We start from the raw sequence: 26,767 nt of genomic DNA, 5'->3' as shown, positions 1-26,767 counted from the left end.
GATTGCCGGACGAACGAGGGCGGACCCGGTGGCTATTAGGCCAGGACGGTCGCCTTCAGCGTGGCATTGGGGTTGACCGGCACCATCAGCGGCGCCGACTGGGTGAGGATTTGCTCGATGGCGACATCGCCTTCCGGAACATAGTTACGCGGGAAGATCGGCAGCGCCTCGAATTGGGCATGCAGGTCGACGATCGTGCCAAAACAGCGATAGCCCTGCACATTCGGGCCAGACAAGACCACGTCCTTCGGCGACATGAACGGCGTGACGACGCCGTTTACGGTGTAATAGTCCTTGTAGACCCACACCTCGATGCCGCCGCCGAGCGTGCCGCCATAGCGAACCTCGCCGCTGGTCATCAGCCCGGTCTTGATCGTCAAATCAGCATTGCCGCGCCGGGTCAGATCCATTTCGCCTAGAATTTCCGGGTCGCGGCGCATGACGCCCCAGGCATCGGTGCCAACGGTGATGCGGTTCGGAGCGCCGCCGAACTCGGCCGAATGCATCATGTCGGCCCAGCTCTGAATGTCGTCCAGGATAGAGACGCCGGCGTCGCCCCAGCGGGCGCCAACGCCGAGCACGACGGTGTGGCCGCTGGCGCGGCCGAAATCGACCAGACGCTGTGGCATATCCTTGCCTTCGATGACGACCTTGCCGTCGATGATCGCCTTCGCCGCCATCCATTCCCACAGCCGTTCGACCGCGACGCGATGAAACTGCAGGATGTCGGCTTTCACCGCATCGTAGCGGGCGGCCGGGCTCTGGGCGTTGGGACCGAGCAGCGTGCCCGGACGGCGGGTCAAAGCGCGCAGCGGCGAGACGGGATCGCTGGCCTTGACATAGCCAGGCTTGAAACGCTCGACGCGAGCGCCCTCTTCGTAGATCGCGCGGCCCTGCGCCATCGGCGCGACGAAGGGCGCGAGCTTGCGGCCAGAGCGAGGGATCTTCTCCAGGTCGATATATTCGTCGGTCGACGACATCTGGTTGGGGAAGAGGAGGTCGAGCCAGTAGCTCGGCACGATGTCGAGTTCGCGGAACACACCCAGCAGAGTATGCGTGTCCCAGAGTTCATAGTGGTCGAAGTCCGCCATGGTCGTGGCCCTTTGTGAAAAGAGGCGGCATCAGCCGCGATTGCGTGGAAGGGGATGCTGTTTTTCGCGTCAGAGACGCTTGCGGACGACGATATTGGTCGGGGTGGGAGCACCGCGGAAGGCGGCTTCCCTCTTGGCGTCCGTGTCGAAGGAGGCATGCCAGTTGAGCGCATCCGGGTTGAAGTTGCCGGCGCGATAGATGGCGACACGCTGCGCGGCATTGGTGTCGACCACAGGAGCCGTGGTGATCCCGATCGGTGCGACGCCGACCTGATCGACACCGCCGACCAGCGTGGCATTGGCAAAAGCCGTCGCCGTTCCGCTCTCGGTGGTGGCGATCGCATTGCCTGCCGCGCCAGCCACCTTGGCGACGAGGCCGACGATGCCGGCAGCATCGGACTGCGCACTGACGTCCGGATGCGCCACGGTGAGAGAGCCATAAACGGTACCGGCGCCTGCTCCGGCATTGATGGCCGCGATCAGGTTGCTGGCGGTCTCCGCCGCCGTGGCGCCGATCTTCACCTGGCCGGCAACAGTGGTCGGCGCCGCCTTCAGCGTGTAGACGGTCGCGCCGATGGTGATGGTGTCGTCGACGGTACCAACGCCGGAGAAGACCAGCCGGCCGGTGGCCTTGCTGCCGGCCGCATACAGCAGCGTCGCCATGGCGAGGCTGAGGCCGGATGCCGCGAGCCCTACCACCGAGAAGGCCGGCAGAACCACATCGGCAGCCACCGGAAAATCTTCGGTAACGGGATGGGGAATGGCCGAGTTGAAGATCTCGGCCGAAGTGAACGTATCGGACACGTCGCGGGCCGCCATGCCCGGCTGTGCAAAGGGAATGCTGGTCATGATCAACCCTTTCGGTGAGCTGTGGTTGTCGTTTGGGAGGAATTGAGCCGTCGGCCTGTCTGGCCGTCAGCCCTGTTTGGCAGGAGCGCCGGTCGAGGCGCGATAATTGCCGAGGATACGGCTGGTCGCGTCCTGAGACGCATCCTTGCCGCCGGGCTGCGCCAAACCCGAGGCTGCCAGGCGGGTCTTCTCGTAAGCCGCCGCATCCGCGCTTGCTGCCGGCTTAGCCGCCGCAACATTTGCGACGACGAAGGCAGCGACATCGGCGCCGCTCATGCTGGGCGACTTGGCCGCCAGGTCGAGCGCCGCCGACATGCGGCCGGCGTCACCCTTGACGCCTTCGGCACCGAGCGCCGTCGACAGGCGATCCGTGGCTTCCTTGGCGCCGGTCTCCTTGGCGGTCTTTTCGGCGTTGGCGACGGCGGCATCGTGCTCCGCCTTGGGAATGCCGGCTTCGGTGTTGCTGCCGCCGGCGGGCTGCGCGTCTTTCGACATGTCAGTCTCCTTGCTGTGAGGCGCATCGGCGCCGGTATCTTCCCCTTCGGGGGAAAGCTCATCCGCTGCCGCGAGCGTTGCTGCGCGGACCGCGGCCAACATGCTGTTCGCCATGGTTCAGGCCTTTCCGTTGACGTCCTTGATGAAGGCAGCGAATGCCTCCTGGCTGTCGCCGACGGCATCGGCCAGGCCGAGCTCGACGGCTTCGGCCGCCGAATAGGCTTCGGCCTCGGTCTTCAGCGCCGCGGTCTTCGACATCCGCTTGCCGCGCCCTTGAGCGACGACGCCGGCAAACCGGTCGCGCATCTGCTCGACCTCGCTCTGCCATTTCTCCTGCACGCTGGCGGCCAGCGGCTGGTAGGGATTGCCGTCGACCTTGTGCTTGCCGGCATGGATGAAGGTGACCTTGATGCCTTCCTGCTCCAGATTGCCGGAGAAGTCTGCATGCATCATGACGACGCCAATCGAGCCGGCGCCGCCGAATTCCGGCATGATGATCTGCCGCGCCTGGCTGGCGAGGAGATAACCGGCCGAATAGGCGAAGTCGGTCAGAATGGCGATCGTCGGCTTGGCCTTGGACAGAGAGCGCAAGGCGGCTGCAGCCTCGAAGGCGCCGTTGACCTGCCCGCCGAAACTGTCGATCTCGACCACGGCTCCCTTGACGGCAGTGCTTCGCTCGGCCCGCGCGAATTGCGTGATCAGGCCCTGGTAGGACGTTTCACCCGACGACGCCCCTATCCATGCGCCCTTCTGGACCAAGGTGCCTTCGACCGGAATGACAGCCACGTTCTCGATCATTTCGAACGGGACGATGCCGCGCTGGTCAAGGCGGCGGCCCATGCCGTCGCCAAGCACTCCGGCGGACGGCCGGCCGTTGGCGAAGGCGACGTGGTCAACCGCGCCCGGGGCGTTGACGATGGTGATCGGGTGCCCTGTGAGGCGCGGGCCGAGCATCTGCAGCAAAGTCTCGGCCTTGCCAGCATGGTAGAGATGCGGCCTGTCGAAGAGGGCGCCGCAGATTCGTTCAAAGGCTATCGACATGGACCGCCTCCAACAAAGCGTATCGTCTTGGCGTAGCGGGAACGCTTGCCTTGTTTGGCCGAACAGGCGGCTGCGAGCCGCATCAGCTCGGCATCGAGTGCGGCGACGCTGCCGGCCGATATGCGAACTCGACGGTGGGTGACCGGCGATCGGACTTCGGTCTCCTCGACCCGCTCACCGGCGATCAGTTTCAGCTTTGCCGCATAGAGAGCCTGATAGAGCGCGCACGGATCCTCTGCGTCGACAGTGACGCCGGCGATCTTGATCAAGGTTGGCATTATGCTGCCGCCTTCTTGGCCGGCTCTACTTCGGCCGCTGCGTTTTCGGGCGGCCCGGCATTGCGTGGCACGAAGGGCGAAGGCATTTCGGCCTTCATGTATTTCTGATGCTCCCGCACGCGCTGCTCGAAGACTTCGTCAGGATCGTAGCCGAGTTCGGCGCATTCGCTGGCCAGCGTCGATGTGCCGTTGACCAGACGCTCGGTCGCAGCCTTAGCGCTTTTGCCGTCGTCGGCCGAGGGCTTGGCCGGTCCCTGCCAGAGAGCCCAGGTGACGCGGTCGCGGTTAGCGGCGAATGCCTCGTAACCACCCTTGAATTGGATGCGGCCTTCGCCGATCTCTTCGTCGAGCCAGGCCTCGTAGATCGACTGCGCGATCGGCGCAGCGATCCTTTCGCGACGGCGGGTGACGACCGGCCAGATCGATGAATTCTCCATCCGAACACTCGAATAGGTCGCCGCCGTATGGTTCATCGTCAGGCCACCGAAGGTGATGCCGATGGCGCGGGCCATATCGCGCGAGAGTTCGTCGGACACCGGCAGAAATTCGGGCCCCGGCGTCTGCGTGGTCAACAGTTTGAGTTCTTCGCCGGGCGCAAGATGCGACACCTGCGGATCGCCGCTGATCGAAATCTTGCCTTCCGCCGCGCGGCTCAGAGCTCCGGCGAAATAGTCGTGGAAATCCGCCTGAAGATCGCTGTCGTCTGGCAGCGCCTCGATCGCCTCGAAGGCTTCCTTCGACGGATTTGGGCTGGTCAGGGCGGCGGCGAAAACCGTCTGCAGGATGCCAGTCTGGATCTTGGCGTCTACCAGGATTTCGTGCTGGATGTGCTTGCGGAAGGCCGGCGCGATGCGGGAGATGCCGCGCACGTCTGTTGCGTCCCATGGATCGAAGACGTGCATCACCTGCAGCCGGCCGGTCGCATCGTAAGCGCGGTAATCGCGCTTGGTCCTGATGCCGCCCTCTTTCTCCTCGAAGCGGTAAGCTATCGGCCTGCCGTTCGCTTCATGGATGACGCCCTGATAGAGGCCTTCATACTCGTTGGTGTCCTGCACAAGCGCCGTCGGCGGCACCATGCAGACCTTGGTTCCCGTCGAAATGCCGTAGCCGCGGCGTTGGGCAATCGGCATGTAGGAGATCACGCCGGTCGCCTCGCCATAGGCCATATCCCAGCGCAGTGCGATGTCGATCATCTGCGGCACGGTGAACTTACCGCGCATATCGCATTCGCGCGGGTTCCAGGCATAGCGCTTCCAGCGGCGCTTGATGATCCTGATCAGTTCCGCCGCCTCGGCGTCGTTGTAGCCGAGGCCGGACAGGTCGGGCGTCGGGTTGAGTATCAGCTCGACGCCGACCGTATCAGCAAGAACCTGGTCGGCTGCACCTTTCAGGCGACCGGAATTCTGGATCAGGTCAATGGCGATGCCGGCGGCGCGACGCCACGCCAGGCGTATTTCATCGCGGCTGTCGCGCAGGATAGCCGGACGCGTGTTGATGATGGCCGAGCGCGAATCGCGCAAGAACGCCGCACCCGGCAGCGGGCGTGCGGAAGCCTGCACATCCGCCTTTCGCCCCAGAAGCCGGTCGATCAGTTTCACGTGCGCTTTGCCCATTTCTCGATGTTTGCCTTGCGGCGCGCGTCGCGCTCCGGATCGGCCTTTCTGGTCTTGCCCTTGAACGGCCCGTCCTCGGCCGCTTCGAACAGATCAGGTTCGGCCGGCTTGCCGTGCACGGCGGTCAGCAGATCGGCCCAACGCTCGGCGTTGAGACGGCGCTTATGCTTCAGGTGCCAGGCCAGCGCGAAGGCGTAGACCGTGGTGTCGAACCAGTCATTGGCGCGGCCGAGAATCTTCTTCCACTCACGCGGCGCCTTCGGGCTGATCAGGTTGCGGGCCCGCCGCGAGACCGTGGCGCGCGCTTCCTCGTCCGGGTCGACCAGCCGCTCGGCCGTCATCTCCTTGGCGAACTCGTCATCGCAGAGTTCGTTCGACAGATGGATCGTGTTGCGCGGCCAGCTGCCCCGCTCGTCCGGACCGAGCACGAAATTGGCAAGTGCCGCCATGACCGAGGTCTTGATGTCGTAAAGCCCGACCGGATAGAGCATCACCTTGGCGACGATGCGCTTGCGCTGGTCTCGAATATCCTTCTTCACCGGCGTGCCGAGCCATGGCAGGCCGATCGGGTGGCGGCCGTCGAGCGCGTAGACGTTCGGCCGTGATGCGCAGAAGCGGTAGACGCGGTCGGTGGCAAAGCCCGAATCGACACCGGAAAGATCGATGCCCTTCTCGCCGCCGCCGGCGGTGCGGTAGGTCTTGCCGAGCGCATCGGCCAGTTCGATCCAGGCATCGTCGACCTGGTCCGGCGCGCCCATGAACACCTGGCGGTCGATCAGCCAGGCGCGGTCGCGCGGCCCGATTGCCCAGACCGACCATTTGATGCCGTAGCCCTGGACGTCGGCGGCCGAGACGATCAGGCCGGCCTCGGCTGGGATGACGCCGCGCGGGAACGGATTTTTGCGCCCTGCCTCGACGATCTTTTCCCATTCGACGGCGACGCCGCCGGGGTCATAGGGCAGCGCCAGATCCTGCTGGTAGAAGGTACGCAGCTTCGTGGTGTCGCCTTCCGCGTCCTTGAAGCGGTTCCAGATGTCGGCGAACCGCTCGCGCGGCGCGTAGGCGGCCCACAGATGATAGCTTGGCTGCCAGTCGCGGCAGCGGCCCTCGCACGGATCGCAGCGCCAGCGGTCGATGTCCGCAGGCGGAATTGCCTCCGGCACCGGCTCCTCGCCGTCATGGACGCGGCGGGCGATCCAATAGGCCCGGGCATTCATCTCGGCCTTGTGACCGTCGAGGATGGCTCCGTTGCAGGAGATGCAGGCCATGTGGACCGGAAGGTTCCGGGCCGGGTCTGCCTCCTGCATGTGGTCGAATTCGAGCGCCTGATAGATGCCGCAATGCGGACAAGGCACGTAGCTATAGCGCTGGTCGCCGGCTTCGAAGTCGCCGGAGATCGCGCATTCTCCGGTTATGCCGGGGGTCGAGCCCTCCCATTCCTTGGCGAGATCGCCATACATTTTCTGACGCGCCCGAGCCTGGTCGCGCGGGCTGCCGCGGCCGTCGACATCGCGCGGGTAGCCGGTGACCTCGTCCATGGCGAGATATTTGATCGACACCATCTGCAGGCCCTTGGACGAGCCTGCGTTGACGATCTGGCAGAAGCCGCCGGCGTAGCGCTTGAACGAGGTGGTCGACCCCTGCTCGTCGCGGCTGTTGACCGGCATCACCTTGTGCGCGATGCGCGGGCTCGCCTCGATGGTCGGCTGCAGCTTGACCCGGTTGAACTTCGTTGCTTCCTCGAGCGTCGGCAGAACGATCATCATCGAGCCCGGCGCCTGGTCGACGATATAGCCGAACCAGTTCTCGATCGCCGTCGACTTGCCGAGCTGCGCCGCCCAGCGGCAGGTGACGCGCCGCGCCGGATGGTCGGGATGCAGGCAATCCTGCGGTTCGCGCAGGTAGGGAACGCGGTCGGTCTTGAACGGGCCGGGCCAAGGTGACCCCGATTCCGGCGAGACGACGCGGTATCGGTCCGCCCATTCCGAGATCGTCAGGTCTGCGACGGGCCGGCTTGCGGCCTCGAGGCCGGCGAACAGGACTTCCGCGCCATGCGGCAGCTCCGGAAAGGAAAGCCGCGCGTCGTGATAGCTCATTGCAGGGGCGCCTGGTCGAACGGACCGACATCGCCTGCCGCCCGCTCCCGCTCTCGCTGGTCGAGACGCTCGCGGATCTCTCGATTGAAGTCGTCGAGGCCGACGCGGACAAAGCCCTTCAAGGCAATGCGCGCGACGCGCTCGTCCCAGCCATACTTGACCGAAAGGCTCGCCGCCTCACTCTCGATCGCCCGGTCAAAGGCGCTTTGCATGAGCGCGATCGCGTCGCGGCCGGCCTTGTCGACCTCCGCCGTGGGCGTCAGTTCGCCGCGGCGCTTGGCGAGGTCCATTTCGCGCATCTCGGCATCGGCCTGCGCCTTGCGGGCGAAGCCGTCCGACTGGCTGCCGGCGAACCTTGAAGGCGGCTTGGCTGGCAGCCTGCCGACACCCGGCGGCTGACCAGCAATCGGCGGTACAGTGCGAAGGCGGATGTTCTCGCCGCGGTGCGCCACCAGCGCGCCGAACTCGACCAGGTGGGACTTGCCCTCCTCTCGCGTCGGCAACGCTTGCGCGTGCTGTTTGAGGTAGCGCGACAAGGTCGAGCGGTCGATCCGGTCACCGGCCGCGCTCAAACGCGCCGCAGCATCCGTGATCGAAATCCACTCGCCGGCGTCGGCGTCGGTCTCGATGTCCATGCGTGCAGTGTCCCGTGCGGCACGCGTGCATCACACGTTCTTGCGTGTACCGCTTTCCGACGCGCCTACTAGAAAAATCCCGGGCTCCCCCGGGCCCGTATGGGTCGGAGACGCTGGTACGGTCCCTACACCGGGGTGGGGTCAGCGGGGCAAGAGGCGATCGACCTCATGCAGGTACCGAGGCATCAGGTTCTGTTCGATGATCTCGGTCAGCACTTGGAGGTAGACCTCCGGGTTGTTGGTGATGTCGTGGGCCGGGTTCGGCCCGAACAGCTCGCGGATGGGCAGCCTTGCCTTGCCCTGCCGTTTGAACACGCCCTCATGTCCACTCTTCATGCCGGCGATGAAGGCGGAGCGATATGATCCTCTCAATCGCACGCGCACGCCGGTGGCCGTCTGGGTCGCGCCGAGCTTATAGAGCGGTATCCATCCAGAGCGGACGATCACATCCGACGTGTTGCCGCCGGCATTGAACTGCGCCGTGGTCACCGCCCTGACCCGCGATGGCGGGATGTCGATGCGCTCGGCATCGCGCTTGATGATGCGGCTGCGCGCCATTTCGGTGACGCGGCGCATGGCGCGAGCAGCGGCCTTGGCCTTGATCTGCTCGGGCAGGCGCGCAATGGCGCGTCCAAGATCCGCAAAGTCGGACGCATCGACATGAAGCTCGACGGTCACGTGGCTTTTCCCAATGAAAAACCCCGGTCGCTTGTGGCGCCGGGGTGATTTCTTTTTTACCGTGTTCAGATGTATGTCAAGTTTCTCCCGCACGTCAACAGACAGCAGCAGTTTTTTTCGCGGGCCGTTCTGCCGCCCTTTCGACGATGGCTACACCCGGTCGATCTGCATCCAGCCACGGCGTCATCGAGCGGTTCGAGAACACCAGCCTGTGCCCGGTCAGCTGCAGCGCGATCTCGGCCTCGAGGCGGCGCAGCGCGGCGACCCAGATCTGGTAGTCGAGCCGGCCGAGGATGTCACCGGTCGGATCGGTCGAGAACTCGAATTTGCGATAGGCACCCTTCACCGGCCTTTGCTTGCGCTCATCATAGCCGTGGACCTCGAGATCGTATGTCTGGCCATTGATGTCGGTTACCCGCTTGGTCACGAACCAGGCGGGCTTGCCGCCGCGCTCGATCATCCGGACCTTGGACGGCTCCGCGACAAAGTCCGGCTCGCGGCCGAGGATGGCGGTGCCAACGACGAGGCTGATGATGCCGGCGGCGCGACGCTGCGTCGTTCTGATCATGTAGCGCTCAACGGCCTTGCCGACGGCCGCCTCGGCCATGCCTTCGGTGTCCGGCCAGTCGGCCAGGCAGTTCCAGCCTGCCGGCACCGCCACGTCGCAGCGCGACAGGCCGGCCACCGCGCGCCCGACCGCCACCGCATCGTCATGCGGCTCGCCCTGCTCGATCCAGTAATTCTCGGTATCGCCCCTGCCCCGGTCGATGATCGCGCCCAGCTCGGCAAAGCTGGTGATCTTGCCCCATGACGAGGCCTCCAGCATCCGCCATGCCGAATTGGCGTTGTCCAGCCCGTCGACCCCGCCACCTTTCGGCAATTCATGGACAAAGGCCCAGGTCAGCAATTCCTCAATGGTCACGGTTTTCATCTTCTTATCCCTTGCGACAGTTTTCGAGAGTTTTGCGATAGTTTAGCGATAGTTGCAGAGGGTAGTTTATTGAGGGATTTCAATTCGTTGTGTGGATGGTGCGGGAGTTGCGACAGTTATTGCTGCCCATAGACGCGAGAAATTCGTTTCCCCGCTCCCCTTCCCCACCTCTATAGGCGGCGGAAAACTGGTGCAAACTGGTGCAAGCGTTTGTTTTCATTGACCTATTCTCGCTGGCTAGACTGTCGCTAAGTGTCGCGGACTATCGCAACTGTCGCGGCTTAAAACGTAATGATTTCAAGGCGCGCATGGGTTTGCGGACACGCTCAACACGTCTCAAAGGGGTTGCGGGGATCATCGCAAATGGCCCTCGAAATCGCTGGAGCCGGAGCCAAGGTTGCCCTGTCTGGAGGCCGGCACGTCGACCAGCCTGACGCCGCGGTAGACGACGATGCGGCCGTCGATGCGGTCGTATTTCTTCTTCATGATCAGGCCGAAGGCGGTCAGCGAGATCGGCTTGCCGCCCTCGTCGACGGTGAAGTCGACATAGGCCTGATAGAACTCCTTGGCGGTCAGCTCGGCCGCGCCGTCGGGCACGACGCAGCGGGCGCAGAAGGCCGAGGTGCGGTCCATCTCGTCGCGGTATTCCTGCGTCTTCAGCCGCACCGCGTCCGGGATGACCAGGCCTTCGCGCAGGAAGATCATCACCCCTTCGATCAGCCAGTTGAGAATGCCCGGATATTCGGGCACGAACTCGGCCACCACTTCCTCGAACTCGCGCTGGTCGGCCTCGGCGATGATCTTCGACCAGTGGATGACGGCCATGCGCCGCCAGATGCCGTTGTCGGTGCCGGTGATCTTGGGATAGCCGTTGCCCGACATATGGCCGGTGAACACCGGCTTGAAGTCGAAATAGCCCTCGAACAGGTCGCGCACGGTGAAGTGCTCGCCGCCGGTCAGGTCCTTGACCAGGTTCTCCCGGAGATCCTCGCCCTCCGGCAGTTCCTTGACGCGCAGGAAGCGCCGGCCATAGAGCCGCGCCATGTCGGGATTGGCGGCACCGCCCGCCTTACCTTCGCCGATGAACGATTCCGATGGCAGCGTGACCGCGACCTCGCCGAGCAGCCGGCACAGCGTTTCCATATAGACCGACTTGCCGTTGGCGCCCTTGCCATAGTGGAAGAACAGTTTTTGCACGGTGACGCCGACCAGGCCGAGGCCCGAGGCGACCTGGACCATGCGGCGCACTTCGTCGAGCGGCAGCTTGTCGCGCAGGAATTCATCCCAGCGCGGGCATTTCGCCTTTGGGTCATAGGGCACCGGAACGCGCTGCGTGATCATATCCTGCCGCCGATGGCCTTCGACCACCTTGAGCTCGGCATCGGCAACATGGATGAACTCTGGCAGCTCCTCGCGATCGTCGTCGGGATCGTCGAAGGCAGGATTGCGGACGCGCTTCATGGTGCGCCGGAAACACAGCGTGTGGCCGGCAAGCGCCACCTTCAGCGGATCGGCGTTGAATTCGTCGGGCCCGCGCTGGATGTGCGGCGCGGCACAGGCGAGCATCGCCTCGAGGCGGCCCTTGTTTTTCGAGGAAACGGCATGGTTCATGCGCCGGCTGACGCGCTTGGCGAGGTTGGCGTTGGCGGTCGCGGCCAGCTTGGCGAGCTTGCGCTGCACCGGCGTGCGCTCCTCCTCGGCGATCTTCAGCGCCTCGGCGCCGCGCTCGATCGCGTGCTTCTCCGCCGGCGTGTGATCGATATAGTCTACCTCCAGCGCAATGCGGCCTCCGACATTCTGCGCCACCGCCAGCGCCCGCGGCTCGCCGGTATCGATATCCCAATGCGTGCCCGTCCACACCGCATAGGCGGCCTTGCGCGCCTTGGACTGGGCCCGCACCAAGAGATCCTCGCCGAAATGGGCGAGCAGCCGCTCGGCATTGTCGGTATCAGAGTGATCGAGGCCGGCACAGGCCTTGACCACTTCGAGATCGACCTTGCTGCCTTGGCGCGGGGCAGTACCCGGCTCGCCATCCTCCAGTTCGGCGACACCTGCATCGAGATCGAGCGGGGTGCGGGGCAGGCCGGCAGCCGCCGCCTGGCGCGCAGCTTCCTCGAGAAGGGCGGCCACCTCTTCAGGCATGCCAGTCTTTTTCTTGCCCACTATTCCCCCGTCTCGACTGCCATGCGTGAAAAGTCATATCCGGCGCGCGGCCAGACGATCGGGATCAGCCGTCCAGGCCGCGCATGTCGGGCTCGCGCCCGGGCCATAGCGGCCGCCGTCATCACCGGCTCGGAATCGCCGTCGGCAAGCAGCACCAGCTCGTCGACGTGATCGGCAACCCACATGGCATCGTCGGCGCCCTGGTCGCGTTTCGGTTTCGGCCCTTGCACCATCAAGGCGCGCAGAACGCCCTTTGCGTCGGGTTTCTTCAGCATCGGATGCGCGAAGCGCGATGACGGCTCGGCCGGGCCCGTCAGATTGCCGAGATCGCCGGCGGCAAAATAGAACGTGTCGGCGCGAAAACCTTCCCATACACCGAAGGCGACGCCGTTCTCGATGCCTTCGCCGCCGACCCAGCGGCTGCAGTCCGGATGGCCGGCGATCGGGATCAGGCCGCCCTTCTTCGAGCCGCGCATCTTCTTGGCCGGCAACTGCTCATAGAGACCGTCGGCAAGATCGATGGCTAAAGGAGGAGCGTCACTGAATGCCCAATCGAGCAGGCCGCATGCGAGGCCTTTCTTGGTGAGGCCGTAAAGCAGCGGCCGGTACTTCGGCGGCTGCCGCAGGTCGATCCAGGTGATGTGGCAGCCGATCTCGACCAGGTCGGGGCCAATGAAGGGCGCGACGATCGCCGGGCCGGAGAACAGCTCCAGCGGGGCGCCGCGCTCGTCCTGGCCGTGCCAATAGGGCACGCTGGCGCCGAAGCGCAGCCAGGAGGCGTCGGGAAAGCCGTTGCAGCGATATTCCAGGTAGTGGCGGCCGCGCGGGTCAACTGATGTTCTAAGCCCCGTCGCCGTCTTGATGATGCCGCGCGCCTTGGCGCGTTCCTTCTCGCGAAACTCGTCCTGGCTGGCCGCGCGCGCGGCCGCGTCTGCCTCGTTCTGCAGCCGGCGCTCTTCCAGCCGCTTCTTGCGCGCTTGGCGATCCTCGTCGCTTTCGCGCTCGCCCTCGTCAGGAATGTCACGGCCGAGCACGATCGAACAGGCCTCGAGGAGGCCTTCGCGGCTCTTGACGTCCAGCCCTTCGCAATGCGCGACCATGCCGATAGCATCGTTGCCGCCGATGCCCCCGGCGCGGCAGTTCCATTTTTCCTTGCCGGTGTTGAAGGCAAAGGTGTCGGTGCCGCCGCAGTGCGGGCATGGCTGCGGATGCTCGACGCCGGAGCGCTTGAACTTGAGGTTGAGGATCTTGGCCGCGGCCTCGATCGACACCGCGCGCGCATCTTCGACGAAGAGTTTTATGGCTTCGCTCATGTCAACGCTGGCGTAGCTTGCGGGAGAAGAGGCGAACCAATACGAATCGGCCGAGGGGAGAGATCAATATGTCCAGTCACGAGAAGTCTGCGAATAACCTGCGCAAGCAGGCCTGGGAGCAAGAAGAGAACTGGCTTGGCCTGGCTATAGCAGGGGCCGTCATCATCGCTGTCGTCGGTGGATTTCTGGTGTGGTGGATTATGTCTGTCGCCTCCGCCGCAGATCGCCTTCAAAGGGTGCAAACCGTCTCGCCGCTGGGCCTCCTTGCTGTCGCGGCGATCACCTTCTTTACTGTAGTTTGGCGCGGTCTTATTTCTGCCAGACAGGCAAACACTAGCCTTCAACAATTGGATGGTCTTACCAAGCAGATTGCTTTGGCCGAAGAGACCAGCCTCGCGACACTGCTGCAAAAGGGTGCGGAACTCTTGGCAGATGAGAATTCTGCGAAGCGATCGGCGGGAATAGCCACCCTTGAAGCCGTAGCCATCGCAGGCAGCGACAAGTTTACCGATCCAGCGAGAAAACTTCTCATCGATTTCGTAAGGGCCAATGGGAGCGAAGCTCACGGTGGCAGGCTGATCAAACAAGCGATCAGCGGTATCAATGCCGGCTTTGCCAAAGAGAGAACCTTCATTGACGATCGCCTCTATTTTGAAATGAATGATGAAATCGCCATGCGTCATGATGAATATGAGACGAACTGGCGTATCGTCGAAGGCATATTCACTGTCAGCTATATTGGCGGGAACATGGATGAGCAGCGAATAATCAGGGACAATATCGGGGACGCCAATTTTTCCCATGTGCGTTTCGGAGAATGCATTTTTGACAATTTCTATGCCATGTCGTTCAACAAATGCAGATTTGGCGGCTGCACCTTCGGGCGAATTCGTACCTCTGAACTCGACGGCTTGGACGTTAGCGACTGTAATTTCTCCGGCGCCAGCATCGTATTCGATCAGGGGATGCCTGATTTGCGGAAAGGGAAGAACTTCTTCCTTTCCGGCACGCCACCCGTTGCCGTTGGCAATACGGGCCCAACCGTTAAATGGAACGAAGTGCTGCTCGAATTTGCCGAGATAGGAACGATCGACGATATTGCGTAAAGTTCTCACTCCGCCGCCTCCTGGTAGCGCATCAGGTGACTGCAGTTCGCAGCGACCAGCGCCGCCGCCATCGGCGGCGACACGCTGTTGCCGCAGCAGGCGATCTGGTCGCTCTTTGGCAGCGGCTTGCCGTTGAAATCGAGGTCGATGATGTAGTCGGGCGGAAAGCCTTGCGCCGAGAACAGCTCGCGCGGCGTCAGCATGCGCATGCCGATGTCGACGATGGTGAAGGTTTCGCCAGCGATATCTACTGTGACGAACTCGCGCTCGTCCCAGAAACCGTGCGCACGCATGAAGTCGGCGACCTGACGCGCCCTCGCCGCCTGCGCTTCCGTGAAAGGCGGCCAGCCGATCTCGCCTTCGACAAAGCCGAAGCGGTCCTTGGTCGTCACGGAATGGCAGGGATCATCGACCCGTGCACCGTCGCCGGTGCCGTAATATTTCTGCATGAATGGCGCGATCAATGCCGAGTGGCCACCGCCCGCCAGGATCGTAGGGTGCGGCGCAACGACCTCACTGTCGCGACGGTCGCTGCCCTTCATGTTCATCAACGAAGCGGCGACGACACTTTGCGTGCTGCCCTTCTGGACGATGGTCGACAGCGGCTCGCGCGCGTCGTGGCCGGGTTCCTGGTAATTGTTCTGGGCAAGGAAAGCCGCCGTGACGCAGACGTCGGCCTTGGCCGTCTGCGTCGCCATCGGCTCGTCGCCGCCGCGTGGCCTGCTCTGTCCGGCCCGGCCGCCGCAACCGATCAAGGTCGGCACCGCCAAGGCATGCTTGACGCCGCCGGCGACGACGGTGCCCATCGGCGCGCCGATGTCGAGCGCGCGCGGCGCTTGGCCCTCACGTTCGCCATAACCCATCTGGATCAGCGTCGGCGCGATCACCGCATTCTGGTCTTTCTTGCTCGCGGTGATCGTATGCGCCGGATCCTCGACGCTGCGGTTCGCGCCGCCTTGCTGGCCATAGGTCAGCACCGGCGCGACGACGCCGAGCGGCGCGGCTCCGCCTGGGCGCTTCTTGAAGCTGTTGGCGGTCACCGTTGCCAGCGGCTCGCGCGCATCGTGGCCGGTGGCGCCGGTGTTGAAGCGGATGACCGATGGCGCGACCACCGCCTTTTCGCCGCGGTGCGCCCCGGTGATGGTGTTGAAGGGATCGTCGACCGTTTCCAGCCGCACGCCATGCGTCAGGTTGACCAGAAACGGCTTCTTCGCCTTCAGCACATAGCGGTCGACGCCACGCGCCACCCGGCTCATGGTCGCATCGGCGAGCGGCCGCACGGCGCGCAGCCCGAGCTTGTCCATGATCTCCGCCGACGTGCCGAAGATCGACGGGCATGGCAGCGACCAGTCGATGATTTCCGCAGCCGTCCGCCACGGCAGCTTGCGGCCGGCAATGACGTCCGGATCGTCCGGCTTGCCATGCGTCGGCTTCGGCCAGACGATCTTTTGCCCGTCGAAGCGGACGATGACGAACAGCCGCTTGCGGATGGTCGGCGCGCCGAAATCGCAGGCGCGGAGCTCGCGATGCTCGATCCGTCCGCCAAGCCGCCGGAGAGCACGACACCACTTCTGGAAGGTCAGCCCGCGCGCTTCGGGATCGGGCATGAGGCCGCGCTCGGTATCGAGCAGCGGTCCCCAATCCTGAAATTCCTCGACATTCTCCAGGATGACGACATCGATGCTGCCGCCGCTTTCCTGAATGCGTTCGACCCAGCCCGGAATGATCCAGGCGAGATCGCGGATGTTGCGCTCGACCGGCTTGCCGCCCTTAGCCTTCGAGAAGTGCTTGCAATCGGGCGAAAACCAGCCGAGCCCGATATGCTTGCCGGCGACATGGTCGAGCGGGTCGACCTTGTAGACGTTTTCCGACAGGTGCAGCGTCTCGGGATGGTTCGCCGCATGCAGCGCGAGTGCCGCCGGATTGTGGTTGATGGCGATGTCGGGCGAACGGCCCAGCGCCATCTCGATGCCGGTCGAAGCACCTCCGCCACCGGCAAAGCTGTCGAGGATCAAGGGCGGATAGTCGATCTGGGCAAGCGGCGCCTCGAAGTCGAGTAGCATTCACATGCCCTCCGCGACGACGTTGACGTCACCGCCGCGCGTGAACGGGCGCGCCTTGTCCAGGATCTGGTCGATCGTGCCGCCGGACAGGCCGAGCCGCGCCTTCACCTGGTTCGGGCTAAGCCCCATCTCGTACAGCAGCCGGATGCCCTCCGCCTGCATGGCGAGCGGCAGCTTCATGAGGCCTTTCGGATCGATGCTGCCTGGCTTACCGAAGCCGGGTTGCGGCACTTTGGTCATAGCGGCCATTCGTCGGGCTCCCAGCATGGTTTGTGATAGGTCTGGATGGTGCAGAGGCCGGCGACGCCGACCATGAAGCCGTCGCGCCTGCGGATCAGCCTGCCGCCTTTGCCATCGTCGATCGTGTCGAGCTTCGAGCCGGCGACGACACCGTTGTGACGCAGCTCGCGTTCGATATCGGCAATGGTCGGGTGCTCGCATTCGAACACGACGGCGAAGGAACGGGATGTCGGGCCGAACCCATTGACCATCTGCAGCCAATAGACGTAGCGCTTGGGATCATCAGCCATCGGCCCGCCCCTCTGTTTCAGTGCTCTTCCCGTGAAACACATCCGGTGTTTCACGCTCCGGATCGGCGGTTTGCGGCGGGTCGTAAAAGGCGCGGAAGGAGAGCTTCAGCCAGTCGCAGACGGCGATAGCCTTGGGCGCCGACACGCTCTGGCCGTTGCAGATGCGCGACAGGTCCGACGCGCAGACGCCGATTTCGGCGGCGCAGACGCGCCAGCCGCGCCCGTCATCCTCCAGCCGGGCGCGCAGCAGCCTGCCCAGCCCGCGATAGTCGTAGGCAGCTAACCTAGCCATGCCGGAACTCCCGCTTCAGGAAGAGCGCCGGCTCCTCGCCGATCCAGTCGCACAGCGCGAAGAATGCGTAGCTGCCGGGGTTGCGCCCGCGGGCGGCGCGCAGCACGGCGTCAAGCTCGACCTCGGCCTCTTTGGCGACGCGCCGCTGCGTCTTGCCGCGGTGGACGCGGCGCGCCTCGAGGAACATGGCGAACACGTTGAAATCGACATGGCTGGGATCGAAGGCGTCGGTGACGATCGGCGCGAGGTTCATAGCCGCACCTCGCCACGATTTCGCACATGTATGTGCGAACTTTCCTTGCTATTCGCACATGAATGTGCGAGATTGATCCTGCAGAAAGGAGTTTGGGAATGAAACGCGATGCCTTCATTCGGGAGCTTCGTGCCCTCGCCAGACAGATGGGCAGGGATTTCGAAGTCTTCACCGACAAAGGGAAGGGTTCGCACTACAGAATCAAGTTCGGGGACAAGATCACAACGATCCAATCCGGTGAGCTTACCAACCTGCGAGTTCGGACCATAAGGAAGCAGCTGGGGATCGACTGATCCCCAGTTCCTTGGGTCAGTTAAACCGAAACAAACCAACCCAAATCGAACCGAGAGTAAAATCCAATGTCCAAGCCCTATCGCTATTTTGCACGAATGGAGGCCGACCCGGAGGGAGGGTTCCAGATCACCTTTCCCGATGTACCGGAGGCCATTACCGGCGGCGCCAACGAGGCCGAGGCGCGCGTAAACGCTGCCGAAGCGCTTGGCCTTGCCTTGCGAGGGATACTTGCGATGGATCGGCCGCTGCCGAAGCCATCCGCGAAGGAAAAAGGCCTGGTGCCGGTCGCTGTCGAACCGGACACGGCTTTGAAGCTGGCTGTGATCGAGGCCTTCAAGGCGAGCGGCATGTCCAAGTCGGAACTCGGCCGCCGCATTGGCCGTGGCGAGACCGAGGCGCGCCGCATTCTTGACCCAGACCATCCGACCGGCCTGCCGCTGATGAAGGCGGCCCTGGCGGTGCTCGGCAAACAGGTCGTCGTGTCCGTGATGGACATGGCTTGACCTTATAAGGGCGGCGGAGTGAGCGATCATTCCGCCGCCTCGTCCGCCGCTTCTATGTCAACAGTCTCGGCCTCGAGCAGGTCGAACATCCCAGGCCCCTGCCCGCCGCCTGCGGCGATCTCGGCATAGGTGACGCCGTCGGCGAAATAGTCGGGATTGAGCTCGACAGCCACAGCCTTGCGGCCCATGCGCAGCGCGCAATAGGGCACGGTCATGATGCCGCCGAACGGATCGAACACCGTCTCGCCGGGCATCGAATGCTGCTCAATCTCGCGCTCGACGATGTCGAACTGCAGCGGACAGAGGTGCATCTCGCGGCCCTTTCTCTGCTGCAGCATGTTGAGCGTGCGCATGCGCGCCACGTCGGTCCAGATCTCGTCATGCTCGACATGCGGCGGCACCAGCATGAATTTCGACGGCAGCCGCCCTTCCGCCGCCAGCACTTCGGTGAACTCGACATGGACGGCATGGTCGTAAGGGTTTTCCTCCGACCATTTCTTCCAGCCGCGATAGATCAGCTTGGGATGCAGATGGATCAGCCGGCGCAGCTCGTCCGGCAGCAGCGGCCGGTCGCCGCTGGAGCGCCACACTCCATGCGCATCGACCTGCCAGCGGCCGCGCGAATAGCCGGCACCTGGTGCGGGCCGCAGCTTCTTGTCGTGCGGCACCAGCCGGACATTGTAGCCGATCGGCAGCGCCTTGTCGGGCTGCTCGGTCGGGTCGACGAAGGACAGGTTCTTTTCCTTGACCACGGGATGGTCGGCATAGCCGTTGGAACGGTCGGTCGGCGGCTTGCGAAGCCGCAGCACATATTCGGGCATGCCGTTGCCCATGCGCGTGCCGTCCTTGCATTGCTCGGTCCAGCCGAGCCGATAGGAGCCGTTGTTCTCGCGCACGACATCGGTGCCGACCGTCACCCGCGACAGCAAGGCGAAGCCGTGCTTGCGGAAGTGCGCCGCGCAATCGTCAGAAAAGGGATTGATGGTCTGGAAGCCGTAGCCGTTGATGCCGCCCGGCACGATGCGGTCTTTGACATGGATGCAGGCGACGCGGCCGGGCTTCAGCACGCGCAGCAGCTCCGGCGTCAAAAAGTCCATCTGCGCCCAGAAATGCGCGTCGTCGTCGGTGTGGCCGAAATCGTTGAACGACGGGGTGTACTCGTACTGCGTCGAGAACGGGATCGAGGTGACGATCAGGTCGACGCTGTTTTCAGCCATCGACCGGGTTTCCTCGACCGTGTCGTTGTGCACGACCAGGTAGTTCTCGCCGCGCACCTCGCGCCTGGTCACACCCATCGAGCGCTTCAGCGCGCCCTCGATCGCCTGCTCAGCCAGACCGAAACGGCGGATGATCTCCGCCATCTTTTCCGACTGCTCCTCGAACTGGCGCCAGCGCCGTTCCAGCGTGACGCGCATCTCGCGCTCGGCCTCGGTGTAGATCAGGTCGAGGCGGACGCCGAACATCTGACCGAATCGCTGGATGCGGAACACCGACTGGATGAAGTCGTGGAACTTGAAGCCGATGCCGGTGTAGATCGCCCAGTAGCAATAGTCCTGGAAATTGCAGCCCGAGCCGTTGATGACCGGCTTGGTCGCCAGCTCGGCGATTTCACCCCTGGCGAAGCCGACGACGCGCTCTTCCTTGGTCTCGGGATCGAGATTGCCCCACACCGATTTGACGGTCGGGATCGCTTTTTCCAGCGCGTGCCGCTCGGCCTCCAGATCGTGCCACAGGATGCGATGCGCGCCAGGATCCTCGGCGCGGATTTCCATGACCTTGGCGATGCGAGCGTCAAGGCTGCGCTTCTTTTCGCGCGCGGCCTCGGTCACGCCATGCGCGGAATTGGCGAACAGCCTGCCCTGCCCGTCGCGCTCCTCGCCGGCGGCGCTATGGTCGGACGGGATTTCGTGCCAGCGGATATCGAGCGGCGGCAGGTCGTAGCCTTCGTCGGAATAGCCGAGGTCTGACGGCTTCTGGACGAACAGCGCCCAGCTCGCGACCCACAGCCAGAACTCTTCCTCCTTGTGCGGATGCAGGGTGAGCGCATCGGCCTTCTCGCTGTCGCGCTTGAAGAACCGGGTCTTGGCCTCGCCGACATCCATGACGCCGAGAAAGGCGGCATAGGCGAGCAGCTCGATATATTCGTTCGGATCGGGCACGGCGGTGGCGACGAAGCGATAGCGCACGCCGGCGTGCTTGCGGCCGGTCTTACGATCGTCGCCGGCGAAGGTCGCCATGAACTCGCGGAAAGTCTTGGTGCCGCCGAAGCCGCGCAGCACGGCAGCCTCGTCGAGCGAGGCAGCGGTGAACAGGCAGGGGTCGAGCTTGCCGTCGCGGATCGTCTCGTAATTGGTCAGGTGGATCAGCACGGTCTCGGCGCCGATCTCGTTCGGCGCTTCCATCTGCCCGGGCCGGTTGATGAACTTCAGCCGGATGTTCGGATGGCGCTTTTCGACCTCGAGGAAGAATTCATGGCGCACGCCAAGCGGCACGACGATCAGCCCATGGCCGCCGGCATGCACCAGGCATTGCCGGATCACCTCGAGCTGCGTCGACGTCTTGTGCAGGCCGAAGCGCAGGAACAGCGCGCGCCGGCCGCCGCGGCAGGCCCATGGCACGATCGCCTGCGTCATCGGCTTCAGCAGCGGATTGATCGAAGCCGGGTCCACATCGAAGCCGAGCGCCGGCGCCAGGCGCACCTTGGCCTTCAGGAATTCGGCATAATCGGGATGCGCCGTCATGCCGATTCCTCAACACGCGAAAGATCGGCGAGGTAACCAGCCTGGGTGACGCGCACACGCCGCCGATCAAGGTAGAATTCGATCAGGCCGCGGGCCTCGAGCTTGTTCCAGGTGGCCCGCATGACCGGCGCGCGATCGCCGCCCGCGACCAGCACCTGGTTGCGGTCGAAGACACCGTCGCCATTGCGGTTGCGCAGCCATTTGAGCGCAGCGAGCATCGCAGTGCTCATGCCGCCACCCTCGGCTGCCGCTCGCTGATCAGGTGCCGCCGGCAGTAACGCGTCTCCAGCACGTCCGCGCGTTCGGCCCCGCAGACCGGCATGTCGGGACCGCCCGGCGCGAACCAGTCGCAAGCAAAGTGCAGGCAGCGGTTCGTCATCACCGCGTCGAGAAAAGTCATCGGCAGCGTCGCCGGCAGATTGGCGACGGCGACCGGCTCGGCCTTGAACAGCCGCTCAACCGGCGCTTCGATCGACGGCGCGTTGACGGTGCGACGGACCGGCCGATACTTCCGCTTTGGCGGCGTTTCAGTCTTGGGCGTCGCCCGCCCGATCGCCTGGTTCTTCGGCTGGCCGAGCAACTGGCCGAGCCTGCCCTTGCCGCGCTTGAGCTTTCCGATGACGGCATTGCGGCTGCGATCACCCGGCAGGCGAGCCGCAATCTGCGCGGCGGAAAGCCCTTGGCCAGCCAGATCGCGCAGCGCCTGCAGGTCTTCGGTGGACCAGTCGCTCATGCCGCACCACTAACAATGCTGAGGCCGCCGGCGCCGCGCGCTGCAGCCGCCGCCTTGCGCAGTTCGGCAACCGCGACTTCCAGTTTCGAAGCGCCCCGGTCGATGCCGGCAAGCTCGGCCGGGGTCAGCCTGCCGTCGGCAAAGGCCATGGCGGCGGCGGCGATCAGCTCGCCGAACTGCACGACGACATCGGCATGCGCCGCCATCATCGTGGCGTTGGCCGCACCCGGCGCATCGGCATCCGCAAGACGGCGTCCGTTCAGTTCCGCCATGACGCTGGTGACCAAGGGCGTGCCGCACTCGGCTTCGAGCAGAAGCACCGCCGAAAGCGGCATCAGCTCGGGATCGCCGGCATTGTTGAAGCGGCCCATCTCGCTCTTCGACAGCGAGGCGATGGAAGCGGCGCGCTCGATCGTGCCGCAGCGCTCGATCAGGTCGCGCTGGGCTGCCTTGAGGCGGTAAAACCACTGACTGGAAATTTCGGCCATGTCTGGCTCCGGGCACAGTTTTCCCGGCGTGGGAAATGCGGGCTGCATTTCCCATGGCGGGACGAAGCGGAAAGGGTTCAACTCACGGGCATGAAAACCCGCATTCACAGCCTCACGGCGGTTCTCTCGGCAGGCGCAGCATCCGCCTCGCTTCGTCGCGCAACAGGCGCGCCAAAAGATCGGCAGGGTGCTCGCGGGCAAAGGCGGACAGCAGCTTCAACAGCCGCAGCGTTTTTGGCGGCAGCCGGCGCACCGGTTCTGCCGGCGGCGGCAGCAAGGTCAGCGAAGGCGAGCAGCGGAGCGCGGTCATTCGGCCGCCTCGCTGCAATGGGGGTGGCCGGTCCCGGCTTGGGGGAATTTTTCGGGACCGGCCGCGACGCCGCCGGGGCGAGCAGCATCGGAAAGCGACGCCTGGAGCTGGCGCAGAAGGATCAGGGCCGGCCCCTTGGCCGGCGGCCGCGTCTCCCAGGTGGAGACGGTCGAACGATCGACGCCGCAATGCTCCGCGAGCTGCTGCTGCGTCCAACCGAGCGCGCCCCGCAGGGCGACCACATCGACTGCTTTGTCCGTCTCTAGTTCGAACGAATGATCCAACATGATGGATAGTGTGAGAAAGTCACATCGATCTGTCAAGTAGAAACTCACAGCGGAAATGTGAAAAAGTCACGCCATGACGGATGTAACCCGAATAGACGAGCAGGCCGCGCGCCTACGCCAGGCCCGCGAGATGCGCGGCTTCGACAATGCGAAGGCCGCCGCGAAGCGTTTCGGCTTTAACTACAACACCTATATCCAGCACGAAAGCGGCAGGACCGGCATCACCCGCGCCGCCAAGGACTATGCCCGCGCCTATAAGGTCAGGGAGGCCTGGCTCATCACCGGCGAAGGTCTACCGCATGATATCGATGGCAGCGACGAGTTGCGCGAGGTTTTTACGCGTCTGGCGGCAGCGCCGCGGGAGGTCCAGGCCGCCGTGCTGACCTATGCCAGATTCGCGCTTGGCGAGCCGAGCGGCGCCGAGAAATCCCGCGAAACCGCAACCACCCCGGAATCGTGATCGATCAGCACGCGCCAGCGACCGCCGTGGATTTCCCGCATCGCGGCGGCGATCGATCGCGTATCCCTGTCGATCCGCTTGGCTATGAGCGCCGCCCTTGATTGCGGCGATTCCGCAATCGCCCGCAACTTCGCCATCGCCTGCTCGCCCGCCGCTTCGCGCGATTCGTACTGGATCACTTTCTCTCTTCTCCCAAACCGAACGGCGCGAAAATAGGAACAATTTCCTCTGACCTTGTCAAATCAGTTTTTCAAGCCGTCCGGTTGTCCCATTTTGATACGTACACAACCGTTGCCGTTTCATCACCAGAATATTTCAACCTGTAACCATGCCCTGTGAATAGCGGGGAAAGTAGTACCAGTTTTCGGCTAAATCTGGAACCATTTCGAAGGCTTGACCTTTCGGCGATAAGTCGGGGCATGTCACGACCGCCACGCCCCAGTTTCCATGTCCGCCTGTCGCCAGAACTCAAGTCGAGGCTGGAAGAGGTTCGGGGGCGCAAGAGCCTCAACCGCGAGGTCAATGACAGGCTGGAGCGGTCCTTCGGCGAAGATCTGGCCATGCAGTTCGGCGAGATCATCGCCGCCTACCTCGCACCGCTCGATGAAGAAGACCGCACAAAGGCAGTGAGGCTGGCCAGCGAACTGGCGGCCGTGCTTGCGGCCAAGCCGCGCAAACGCGCTCCATAAGCTCTAGCTGATTCTCACTCCCGCTTCGTGCAGTGTGAGTTTATCACATTTCTGCTTGACACTGTGATGTGAGTAATTCACACTTTGCCCCATCGTCTCAACGGTGGAGCGCTTTCGTGTCATCGCAATCCAAGATCCTCGTCGGTCACAAAGCCACGACAGCCCTTCTGCTCCCCGTCAATGACCAGAATGGTCTTTGCGGCAACGCCGGCACGCCCGACAATGACCGCATGGTCGCCCGTCTTGGCGATGCAGGCCATCAACCGAAGGACCATGTGCGGATCGGTCTCGTGCACACCGGCCCGAACGAGCGCCAGCCCCTCGCTCCACGAATCGTAGTCCCGCCACACGTAAACCTGTTCCATGCCGGCGCGGCCGAGCACGGCCGGGTCATCTGCCAACCCCTGCCCGGCCCAAGCCGTCACCAGCGCCGCCGCGATTATCGATCGTCGCATCCAGCCCCTCCACGCAATCTCGGCGTCATCGAAGGTGAACGCCTGCAGCGAGCGCGAGGCTACCACGAGGATTACTCACTGGCCAAGAACCTCGCCTCGCTGGCGGCGGTGACGGCCCTCCTGTTCTGCGCCGCAATCATTTTTGGAGCACTCTGATGCTGAACCAAGCTGACTTCCGTTCACGACAGACGCGGCCGGTACTCCCCGAGGATGCCGACGACACACATCCGCGCTGTCGCGAAATGGCGGAGACGATGCGCGATTTGTTCGCTGTCGGCGGTGGCGTCCGTTCGAAAGACCTGATCGGCGCCGGCTTCACCTGGGCCGAGATCGTCGAGTTTAGGGATGCGGCGGCAAAGCTCGCCAATGCATCGAGCGTGCGCCAAGTCAACGCCCGGCCGGACCTGATGGCCGACATCATCGAGAAAGCGCGCGCGCCGATGCCGAACCGGCCGCCGCTGCCGCGCGACACCAAGGAAACGCAGGCGCTGCTGGTCGCCTGGGGGCGCTATTGCACGGCACGCGCCGCGCTGGTCCTCGACCCGTGGTCCGGCCAGCGCGAGCGCTGCCTGAAACTTCTGTCGATCTACCTCAACCGCCTGCCGATCTTCCCGGCCAACCGCGAGACCGTGATGCGCGCGGTCGAGCAGACGCTGCCGCAGGTGGCGCAATGAACCAGGAGGTGCGGCACATCTCCAAGGAAGCGCGGCGGGTCGACCAGCAGGCGGCCCGTCGCGCCGGTGCGGCGACGCGCAAGCCGAAATGCCCGATCGTCATGTTTGACGGCCAGATCGCCGACCTTGCCGACATGCAAGCCGGCCAGATCGATTTCGCCCACATTGCCGGCGCCCTGTCGAAAACAGCGCGGTTCACCGGTCGCCATCGCGGCGGAGCGATATCGGTGGCGCAGCACTGCGTCATGGGTGCCGATGCGCTGTTTCGCGAAAGCGGCGACGGCGTGCTCGCCGGCTATTTCTTGCTGCACGATGCCCACGAATATCTGCTCGGCGACATCGGCCGGCCAGCCGTTCTGGATATCGATCTCAAGACGGCGGAATATCTGATCGAAAAGGGCGTGCCTGCCGCCATCGCTCATGGCGCCGTGGCGGAGGGCACGAAGCGCTCGAAGCGCGCTCTCGACATCCCGATCATTGAGGCGGCGCAACTGCCGCCAATCTCGCGCATGCCGCTCTACGCCCGCCAGGTCGCCGAGATGGATGAACGCATGTGCATGGCGGAAGCCCGTGCGCTTTATGGCGCCAAGGGCGATTTCCCGCTCGTTCGCTGCGATCTGCCGCCACCGAGGCTCACCGGCACGATCGAGCCATGGGGTGCGATGAAGGCCGAGATCGCCTTCCTCGACCGGCTGGAGCGCTATCTCGGCATAGTCGTGAGGGCAGCGTGAGCGAGCCCGCCATCCGCCCTTGGCATGACATGGTCGGGCGCCTGCGCGGCAACGAACCGCTGCGCCTGCTGATTGGCGAGCGGCTCTACAGCTCAAGCGAGATCGTGCCGGCGCGCAGCCCTGACGATTACGGCACCCAGCGCGGCGGCTCCAGCCGGCAGGAGCGTGGCCCAGACCAGCAGTCGCCCGGCCTGCGCGAAACGCTCGACGACGAAATCCCGTTTTGAGGAGTGGACGATGCAGACGCACGTCAAGCGTAAGATCAATGGCAGAACGCTTATGGTTACAGTCGCCAAGGCCAAAGCGATGGACCGCGCGCGCAAGCTAGCGGGCAATGACCGCGCCGCGAAGGCCGCGGTGACATCCGTCAGAAAGACCGTCACCGGCAAAGGCATGCCGTTCTACCAAAAGCAGATCATGCAGCTTCAGTCTCAGGTCTCGTTCCTCGAAGGCCGATGCCAGCAATATGACCGCGAACTGACGGCCGCGCTCGACCGAAGCGTTCGCCTACAGGAAACCATCAAGGTGATGAGCGGTCTGCTGACCGAACTCGACGCCCAGTCGCTCACGCGCCGCCAGCTCGACGACGAACTCCCCTTTTAGCCCGTGAGGACACAATGAAGAAAATACGCGATGCACAGACCATCATCGGCATGCTGGAAGGCGGCGAAGTCGCCGCCGCCATGTCGACCGAGATCACCGAGACGCTGGCCAAGCTGAAGGAGCTGTCCGGCGACCGGCCGAAAACCAAGATCAAGGGCAACGTCACCCTCAAGCTCAATCTCGAGGTCGAGGCCGGCACGGCGACCATTTCATGCGAGATCGATTCGAAGCGGCCGAAGCCGGCGCGCGGCTCCTCCTTCTACTGGGTGCTGGATGACGGCTCGCTGTCGACCGAGCATCCGCAGCAGACCGACATGTTCGGCGGCCCGCGGGCGGCCGCCGAACGCCAGCAGTCCTGACCCCAAGGCCCAA

34 protein-coding genes are annotated in these 26,767 nt (G+C 64.1%); 10 read left to right on the top strand and 24 right to left on the bottom strand.

The features are described 5' to 3' along the window. Nucleotides 1–35 precede the first annotated feature (35 nt). The 12 genes from NKH37_RS29010 to NKH37_RS28955 all read right to left on the bottom strand — a co-directional run bounded on the left by NKH37_RS29010 (nucleotide 36) and on the right by NKH37_RS28955 (nucleotide 13,183). Nucleotides 36–1,091, bottom strand: a complete 1,056-nt coding sequence (locus NKH37_RS29010; RefSeq protein WP_353042084.1) for a major capsid protein — start codon at nucleotides 1,089–1,091, stop codon at nucleotides 36–38. A 69-nt stretch (nucleotides 1,092–1,160) separates the two neighbouring features. After that, nucleotides 1,161–1,940 carry a hypothetical protein gene (locus NKH37_RS29005; RefSeq protein ID WP_353042082.1) on the bottom strand — a complete coding sequence of 260 codons (780 nt, stop codon included), beginning with the start codon at nucleotides 1,938–1,940 and terminating at the stop codon, nucleotides 1,161–1,163. Nucleotides 1,941–2,006: 66 nt separating this feature from the next. Beyond that, a complete protein-coding gene (locus NKH37_RS29000) occupies nucleotides 2,007–2,435 on the bottom strand; it encodes a hypothetical protein (RefSeq protein ID WP_353042080.1) in 429 nt (142 codons plus the stop codon). Nucleotides 2,436–2,552: 117 nt separating this feature from the next. Continuing rightward, complete coding sequence (locus tag NKH37_RS28995) at nucleotides 2,553–3,476, bottom strand: S49 family peptidase (RefSeq protein WP_353042078.1); 924 nt, start codon at nucleotides 3,474–3,476, stop codon at nucleotides 2,553–2,555. After that, entirely contained in the window at nucleotides 3,467–3,754 is a 288-nt protein-coding gene (locus tag NKH37_RS28990) for a hypothetical protein (RefSeq protein WP_353042076.1), read from the bottom strand. Before NKH37_RS28990 ends, NKH37_RS28995 begins: the two co-directional genes overlap by 10 nt. Beyond that, nucleotides 3,754–5,352 (bottom strand): phage portal protein, encoded by a 1,599-nt coding sequence (locus NKH37_RS28985; protein ID WP_353042074.1) that lies wholly within the window; start codon nucleotides 5,350–5,352, stop codon nucleotides 3,754–3,756. Before NKH37_RS28985 ends, NKH37_RS28990 begins: the two co-directional genes overlap by 1 nt. Next, nucleotides 5,349–7,463 (bottom strand): phage terminase large subunit family protein, encoded by a 2,115-nt coding sequence (locus NKH37_RS28980; protein WP_353042072.1) that lies wholly within the window; start codon nucleotides 7,461–7,463, stop codon nucleotides 5,349–5,351. The genes NKH37_RS28985 and NKH37_RS28980 overlap by 4 nt, the downstream gene beginning before the upstream one ends. Next, complete coding sequence (locus NKH37_RS28975) at nucleotides 7,460–8,098, bottom strand: hypothetical protein (protein WP_352649862.1); 639 nt, start codon at nucleotides 8,096–8,098, stop codon at nucleotides 7,460–7,462. Before NKH37_RS28975 ends, NKH37_RS28980 begins: the two co-directional genes overlap by 4 nt. 141 nt (nucleotides 8,099–8,239) lie before the next feature. Then, the gene (locus tag NKH37_RS28970; protein WP_353042070.1) at nucleotides 8,240–8,776 is read right to left on the bottom strand and encodes a phage tail protein; all 537 of its coding nucleotides are present in this window, start codon (nucleotides 8,774–8,776) and stop codon (nucleotides 8,240–8,242) included. 94 nt (nucleotides 8,777–8,870) lie between these two features. After that, nucleotides 8,871–9,707, bottom strand: a complete 837-nt coding sequence (locus NKH37_RS28965; protein ID WP_353042068.1) for a hypothetical protein — start codon at nucleotides 9,705–9,707, stop codon at nucleotides 8,871–8,873. A 354-nt stretch (nucleotides 9,708–10,061) separates the two neighbouring features. Then, nucleotides 10,062–11,849 (bottom strand): DNA primase family protein, encoded by a 1,788-nt coding sequence (locus tag NKH37_RS28960; protein ID WP_353042066.1) that lies wholly within the window; start codon nucleotides 11,847–11,849, stop codon nucleotides 10,062–10,064. A gap of 20 nt (nucleotides 11,850–11,869) precedes the next feature. Next, on the bottom strand, nucleotides 11,870–13,183 hold the full coding sequence (locus NKH37_RS28955; protein WP_353042064.1) for a P4 alpha zinc-binding domain-containing protein: 1,314 nt from the start codon (nucleotides 13,181–13,183) through the stop codon (nucleotides 11,870–11,872). Nucleotides 13,184–13,251: 68 nt separating this feature from the next. On the opposite strand from NKH37_RS28955, the gene NKH37_RS28950 reads away from it, so the two are divergent. Beyond that, a complete protein-coding gene (locus NKH37_RS28950; RefSeq protein WP_353042062.1) occupies nucleotides 13,252–14,289 on the top strand; it encodes a hypothetical protein in 1,038 nt (345 codons plus the stop codon). A 5-nt stretch (nucleotides 14,290–14,294) separates the two neighbouring features. On the opposite strand, the gene NKH37_RS28945 is transcribed toward NKH37_RS28950, so the two are convergent. Genes NKH37_RS28945 through NKH37_RS28925 form a run of 5 tightly spaced genes read right to left on the bottom strand, consistent with a single transcriptional unit; the run spans nucleotide 14,295 to nucleotide 17,427 of the window. Continuing rightward, a complete protein-coding gene (locus tag NKH37_RS28945) occupies nucleotides 14,295–16,352 on the bottom strand; it encodes a DNA cytosine methyltransferase (protein WP_353042060.1) in 2,058 nt (685 codons plus the stop codon). Then, nucleotides 16,353–16,601: a hypothetical protein gene (locus NKH37_RS28940; protein ID WP_353042058.1), complete on the bottom strand. Its 249-nt coding sequence runs from the start codon at nucleotides 16,599–16,601 to the stop codon at nucleotides 16,353–16,355. It abuts the gene before it with no gap. Further along, nucleotides 16,589–16,882: a hypothetical protein gene (locus tag NKH37_RS28935; RefSeq protein ID WP_353042056.1), complete on the bottom strand. Its 294-nt coding sequence runs from the start codon at nucleotides 16,880–16,882 to the stop codon at nucleotides 16,589–16,591. Before NKH37_RS28935 ends, NKH37_RS28940 begins: the two co-directional genes overlap by 13 nt. Continuing rightward, entirely contained in the window at nucleotides 16,875–17,174 is a 300-nt protein-coding gene (locus NKH37_RS28930) for a hypothetical protein (RefSeq protein WP_353042054.1), read from the bottom strand. Before NKH37_RS28930 ends, NKH37_RS28935 begins: the two co-directional genes overlap by 8 nt. Continuing rightward, nucleotides 17,167–17,427, bottom strand: coding sequence for a hypothetical protein (locus tag NKH37_RS28925; RefSeq protein ID WP_353042052.1), 261 nt, complete (start codon nucleotides 17,425–17,427; stop codon nucleotides 17,167–17,169). Before NKH37_RS28925 ends, NKH37_RS28930 begins: the two co-directional genes overlap by 8 nt. 98 nt (nucleotides 17,428–17,525) lie before the next feature. Between NKH37_RS28925 and NKH37_RS28920 the strand changes: the two genes are divergently transcribed. Both NKH37_RS28920 and NKH37_RS28915 read left to right on the top strand, forming a co-directional pair. Beyond that, nucleotides 17,526–17,720, top strand: coding sequence for a hypothetical protein (locus NKH37_RS28920; RefSeq protein WP_353042050.1), 195 nt, complete (start codon nucleotides 17,526–17,528; stop codon nucleotides 17,718–17,720). A gap of 66 nt (nucleotides 17,721–17,786) precedes the next feature. After that, on the top strand, nucleotides 17,787–18,224 hold the full coding sequence (locus NKH37_RS28915) for a type II toxin-antitoxin system HicB family antitoxin (protein WP_353042048.1): 438 nt from the start codon (nucleotides 17,787–17,789) through the stop codon (nucleotides 18,222–18,224). Nucleotides 18,225–18,250: 26 nt separating this feature from the next. Here NKH37_RS28915 and NKH37_RS28910 read toward each other — a convergent pair whose 3' ends face one another. From NKH37_RS28910 to NKH37_RS28885, 6 genes are all read right to left on the bottom strand, one after another. After that, nucleotides 18,251–20,965: a DNA methyltransferase gene (locus NKH37_RS28910; RefSeq protein ID WP_353042046.1), complete on the bottom strand. Its 2,715-nt coding sequence runs from the start codon at nucleotides 20,963–20,965 to the stop codon at nucleotides 18,251–18,253. Continuing rightward, a complete protein-coding gene (locus tag NKH37_RS28905) occupies nucleotides 20,962–21,195 on the bottom strand; it encodes a hypothetical protein (RefSeq protein WP_353042044.1) in 234 nt (77 codons plus the stop codon). The genes NKH37_RS28910 and NKH37_RS28905 overlap by 4 nt, the downstream gene beginning before the upstream one ends. Continuing rightward, on the bottom strand, nucleotides 21,192–21,698 hold the full coding sequence (locus NKH37_RS28900; RefSeq protein WP_353042042.1) for a GcrA family cell cycle regulator: 507 nt from the start codon (nucleotides 21,696–21,698) through the stop codon (nucleotides 21,192–21,194). The genes NKH37_RS28905 and NKH37_RS28900 overlap by 4 nt, the downstream gene beginning before the upstream one ends. Further along, entirely contained in the window at nucleotides 21,695–22,186 is a 492-nt protein-coding gene (locus NKH37_RS28895) for a hypothetical protein (protein ID WP_353042040.1), read from the bottom strand. The genes NKH37_RS28900 and NKH37_RS28895 overlap by 4 nt, the downstream gene beginning before the upstream one ends. Nucleotides 22,187–22,298: 112 nt before the next feature. Next, on the bottom strand, nucleotides 22,299–22,496 hold the full coding sequence (locus tag NKH37_RS28890; RefSeq protein WP_353042038.1) for a hypothetical protein: 198 nt from the start codon (nucleotides 22,494–22,496) through the stop codon (nucleotides 22,299–22,301). After that, entirely contained in the window at nucleotides 22,493–22,783 is a 291-nt protein-coding gene (locus NKH37_RS28885) for a helix-turn-helix domain-containing protein (protein ID WP_353042036.1), read from the bottom strand. Before NKH37_RS28885 ends, NKH37_RS28890 begins: the two co-directional genes overlap by 4 nt. Nucleotides 22,784–22,856: 73 nt before the next feature. Here NKH37_RS28885 and NKH37_RS28880 point away from each other — a divergent pair, with 73 nt between their 5' ends. Continuing rightward, a complete protein-coding gene (locus NKH37_RS28880; RefSeq protein WP_353042034.1) occupies nucleotides 22,857–23,243 on the top strand; it encodes a helix-turn-helix domain-containing protein in 387 nt (128 codons plus the stop codon). Nucleotides 23,244–23,662: 419 nt separating this feature from the next. Next, a complete protein-coding gene (locus NKH37_RS28875) occupies nucleotides 23,663–23,932 on the top strand; it encodes a hypothetical protein (protein WP_353042032.1) in 270 nt (89 codons plus the stop codon). A 119-nt stretch (nucleotides 23,933–24,051) separates the two neighbouring features. On the opposite strand, the gene NKH37_RS28870 is transcribed toward NKH37_RS28875, so the two are convergent. Next, nucleotides 24,052–24,387, bottom strand: coding sequence for a hypothetical protein (locus tag NKH37_RS28870; RefSeq protein WP_353042030.1), 336 nt, complete (start codon nucleotides 24,385–24,387; stop codon nucleotides 24,052–24,054). A 155-nt stretch (nucleotides 24,388–24,542) separates the two neighbouring features. Here NKH37_RS28870 and NKH37_RS28865 point away from each other — a divergent pair, with 155 nt between their 5' ends. The 5 genes from NKH37_RS28865 to NKH37_RS28845 are packed head-to-tail and all read left to right on the top strand — an operon-like array spanning nucleotide 24,543 to nucleotide 26,754. After that, a complete protein-coding gene (locus NKH37_RS28865; protein ID WP_353042028.1) occupies nucleotides 24,543–25,061 on the top strand; it encodes a hypothetical protein in 519 nt (172 codons plus the stop codon). Continuing rightward, a complete protein-coding gene (locus NKH37_RS28860; RefSeq protein ID WP_353042026.1) occupies nucleotides 25,058–25,792 on the top strand; it encodes a hypothetical protein in 735 nt (244 codons plus the stop codon). Before NKH37_RS28865 ends, NKH37_RS28860 begins: the two co-directional genes overlap by 4 nt. Next, on the top strand, nucleotides 25,789–26,019 hold the full coding sequence (locus NKH37_RS28855; RefSeq protein WP_353042024.1) for a hypothetical protein: 231 nt from the start codon (nucleotides 25,789–25,791) through the stop codon (nucleotides 26,017–26,019). Before NKH37_RS28860 ends, NKH37_RS28855 begins: the two co-directional genes overlap by 4 nt. A 10-nt stretch (nucleotides 26,020–26,029) precedes the next feature. Continuing rightward, nucleotides 26,030–26,395 (top strand): hypothetical protein, encoded by a 366-nt coding sequence (locus tag NKH37_RS28850; protein ID WP_353042022.1) that lies wholly within the window; start codon nucleotides 26,030–26,032, stop codon nucleotides 26,393–26,395. A 14-nt stretch (nucleotides 26,396–26,409) separates the two neighbouring features. Next, a complete protein-coding gene (locus NKH37_RS28845; RefSeq protein WP_353042020.1) occupies nucleotides 26,410–26,754 on the top strand; it encodes a YfdP family phage-associated protein in 345 nt (114 codons plus the stop codon). The last annotated feature ends 13 nt before the right edge of the window (nucleotides 26,755–26,767 follow it).

The sequence above is a fragment of the Mesorhizobium sp. M1217 genome, assembly GCF_040318275.1.
Classification (GTDB): Bacteria; Pseudomonadota; Alphaproteobacteria; order Rhizobiales; family Rhizobiaceae; genus Mesorhizobium.
This window is presented reverse-complemented; position numbering and strand designations above follow the sequence as displayed.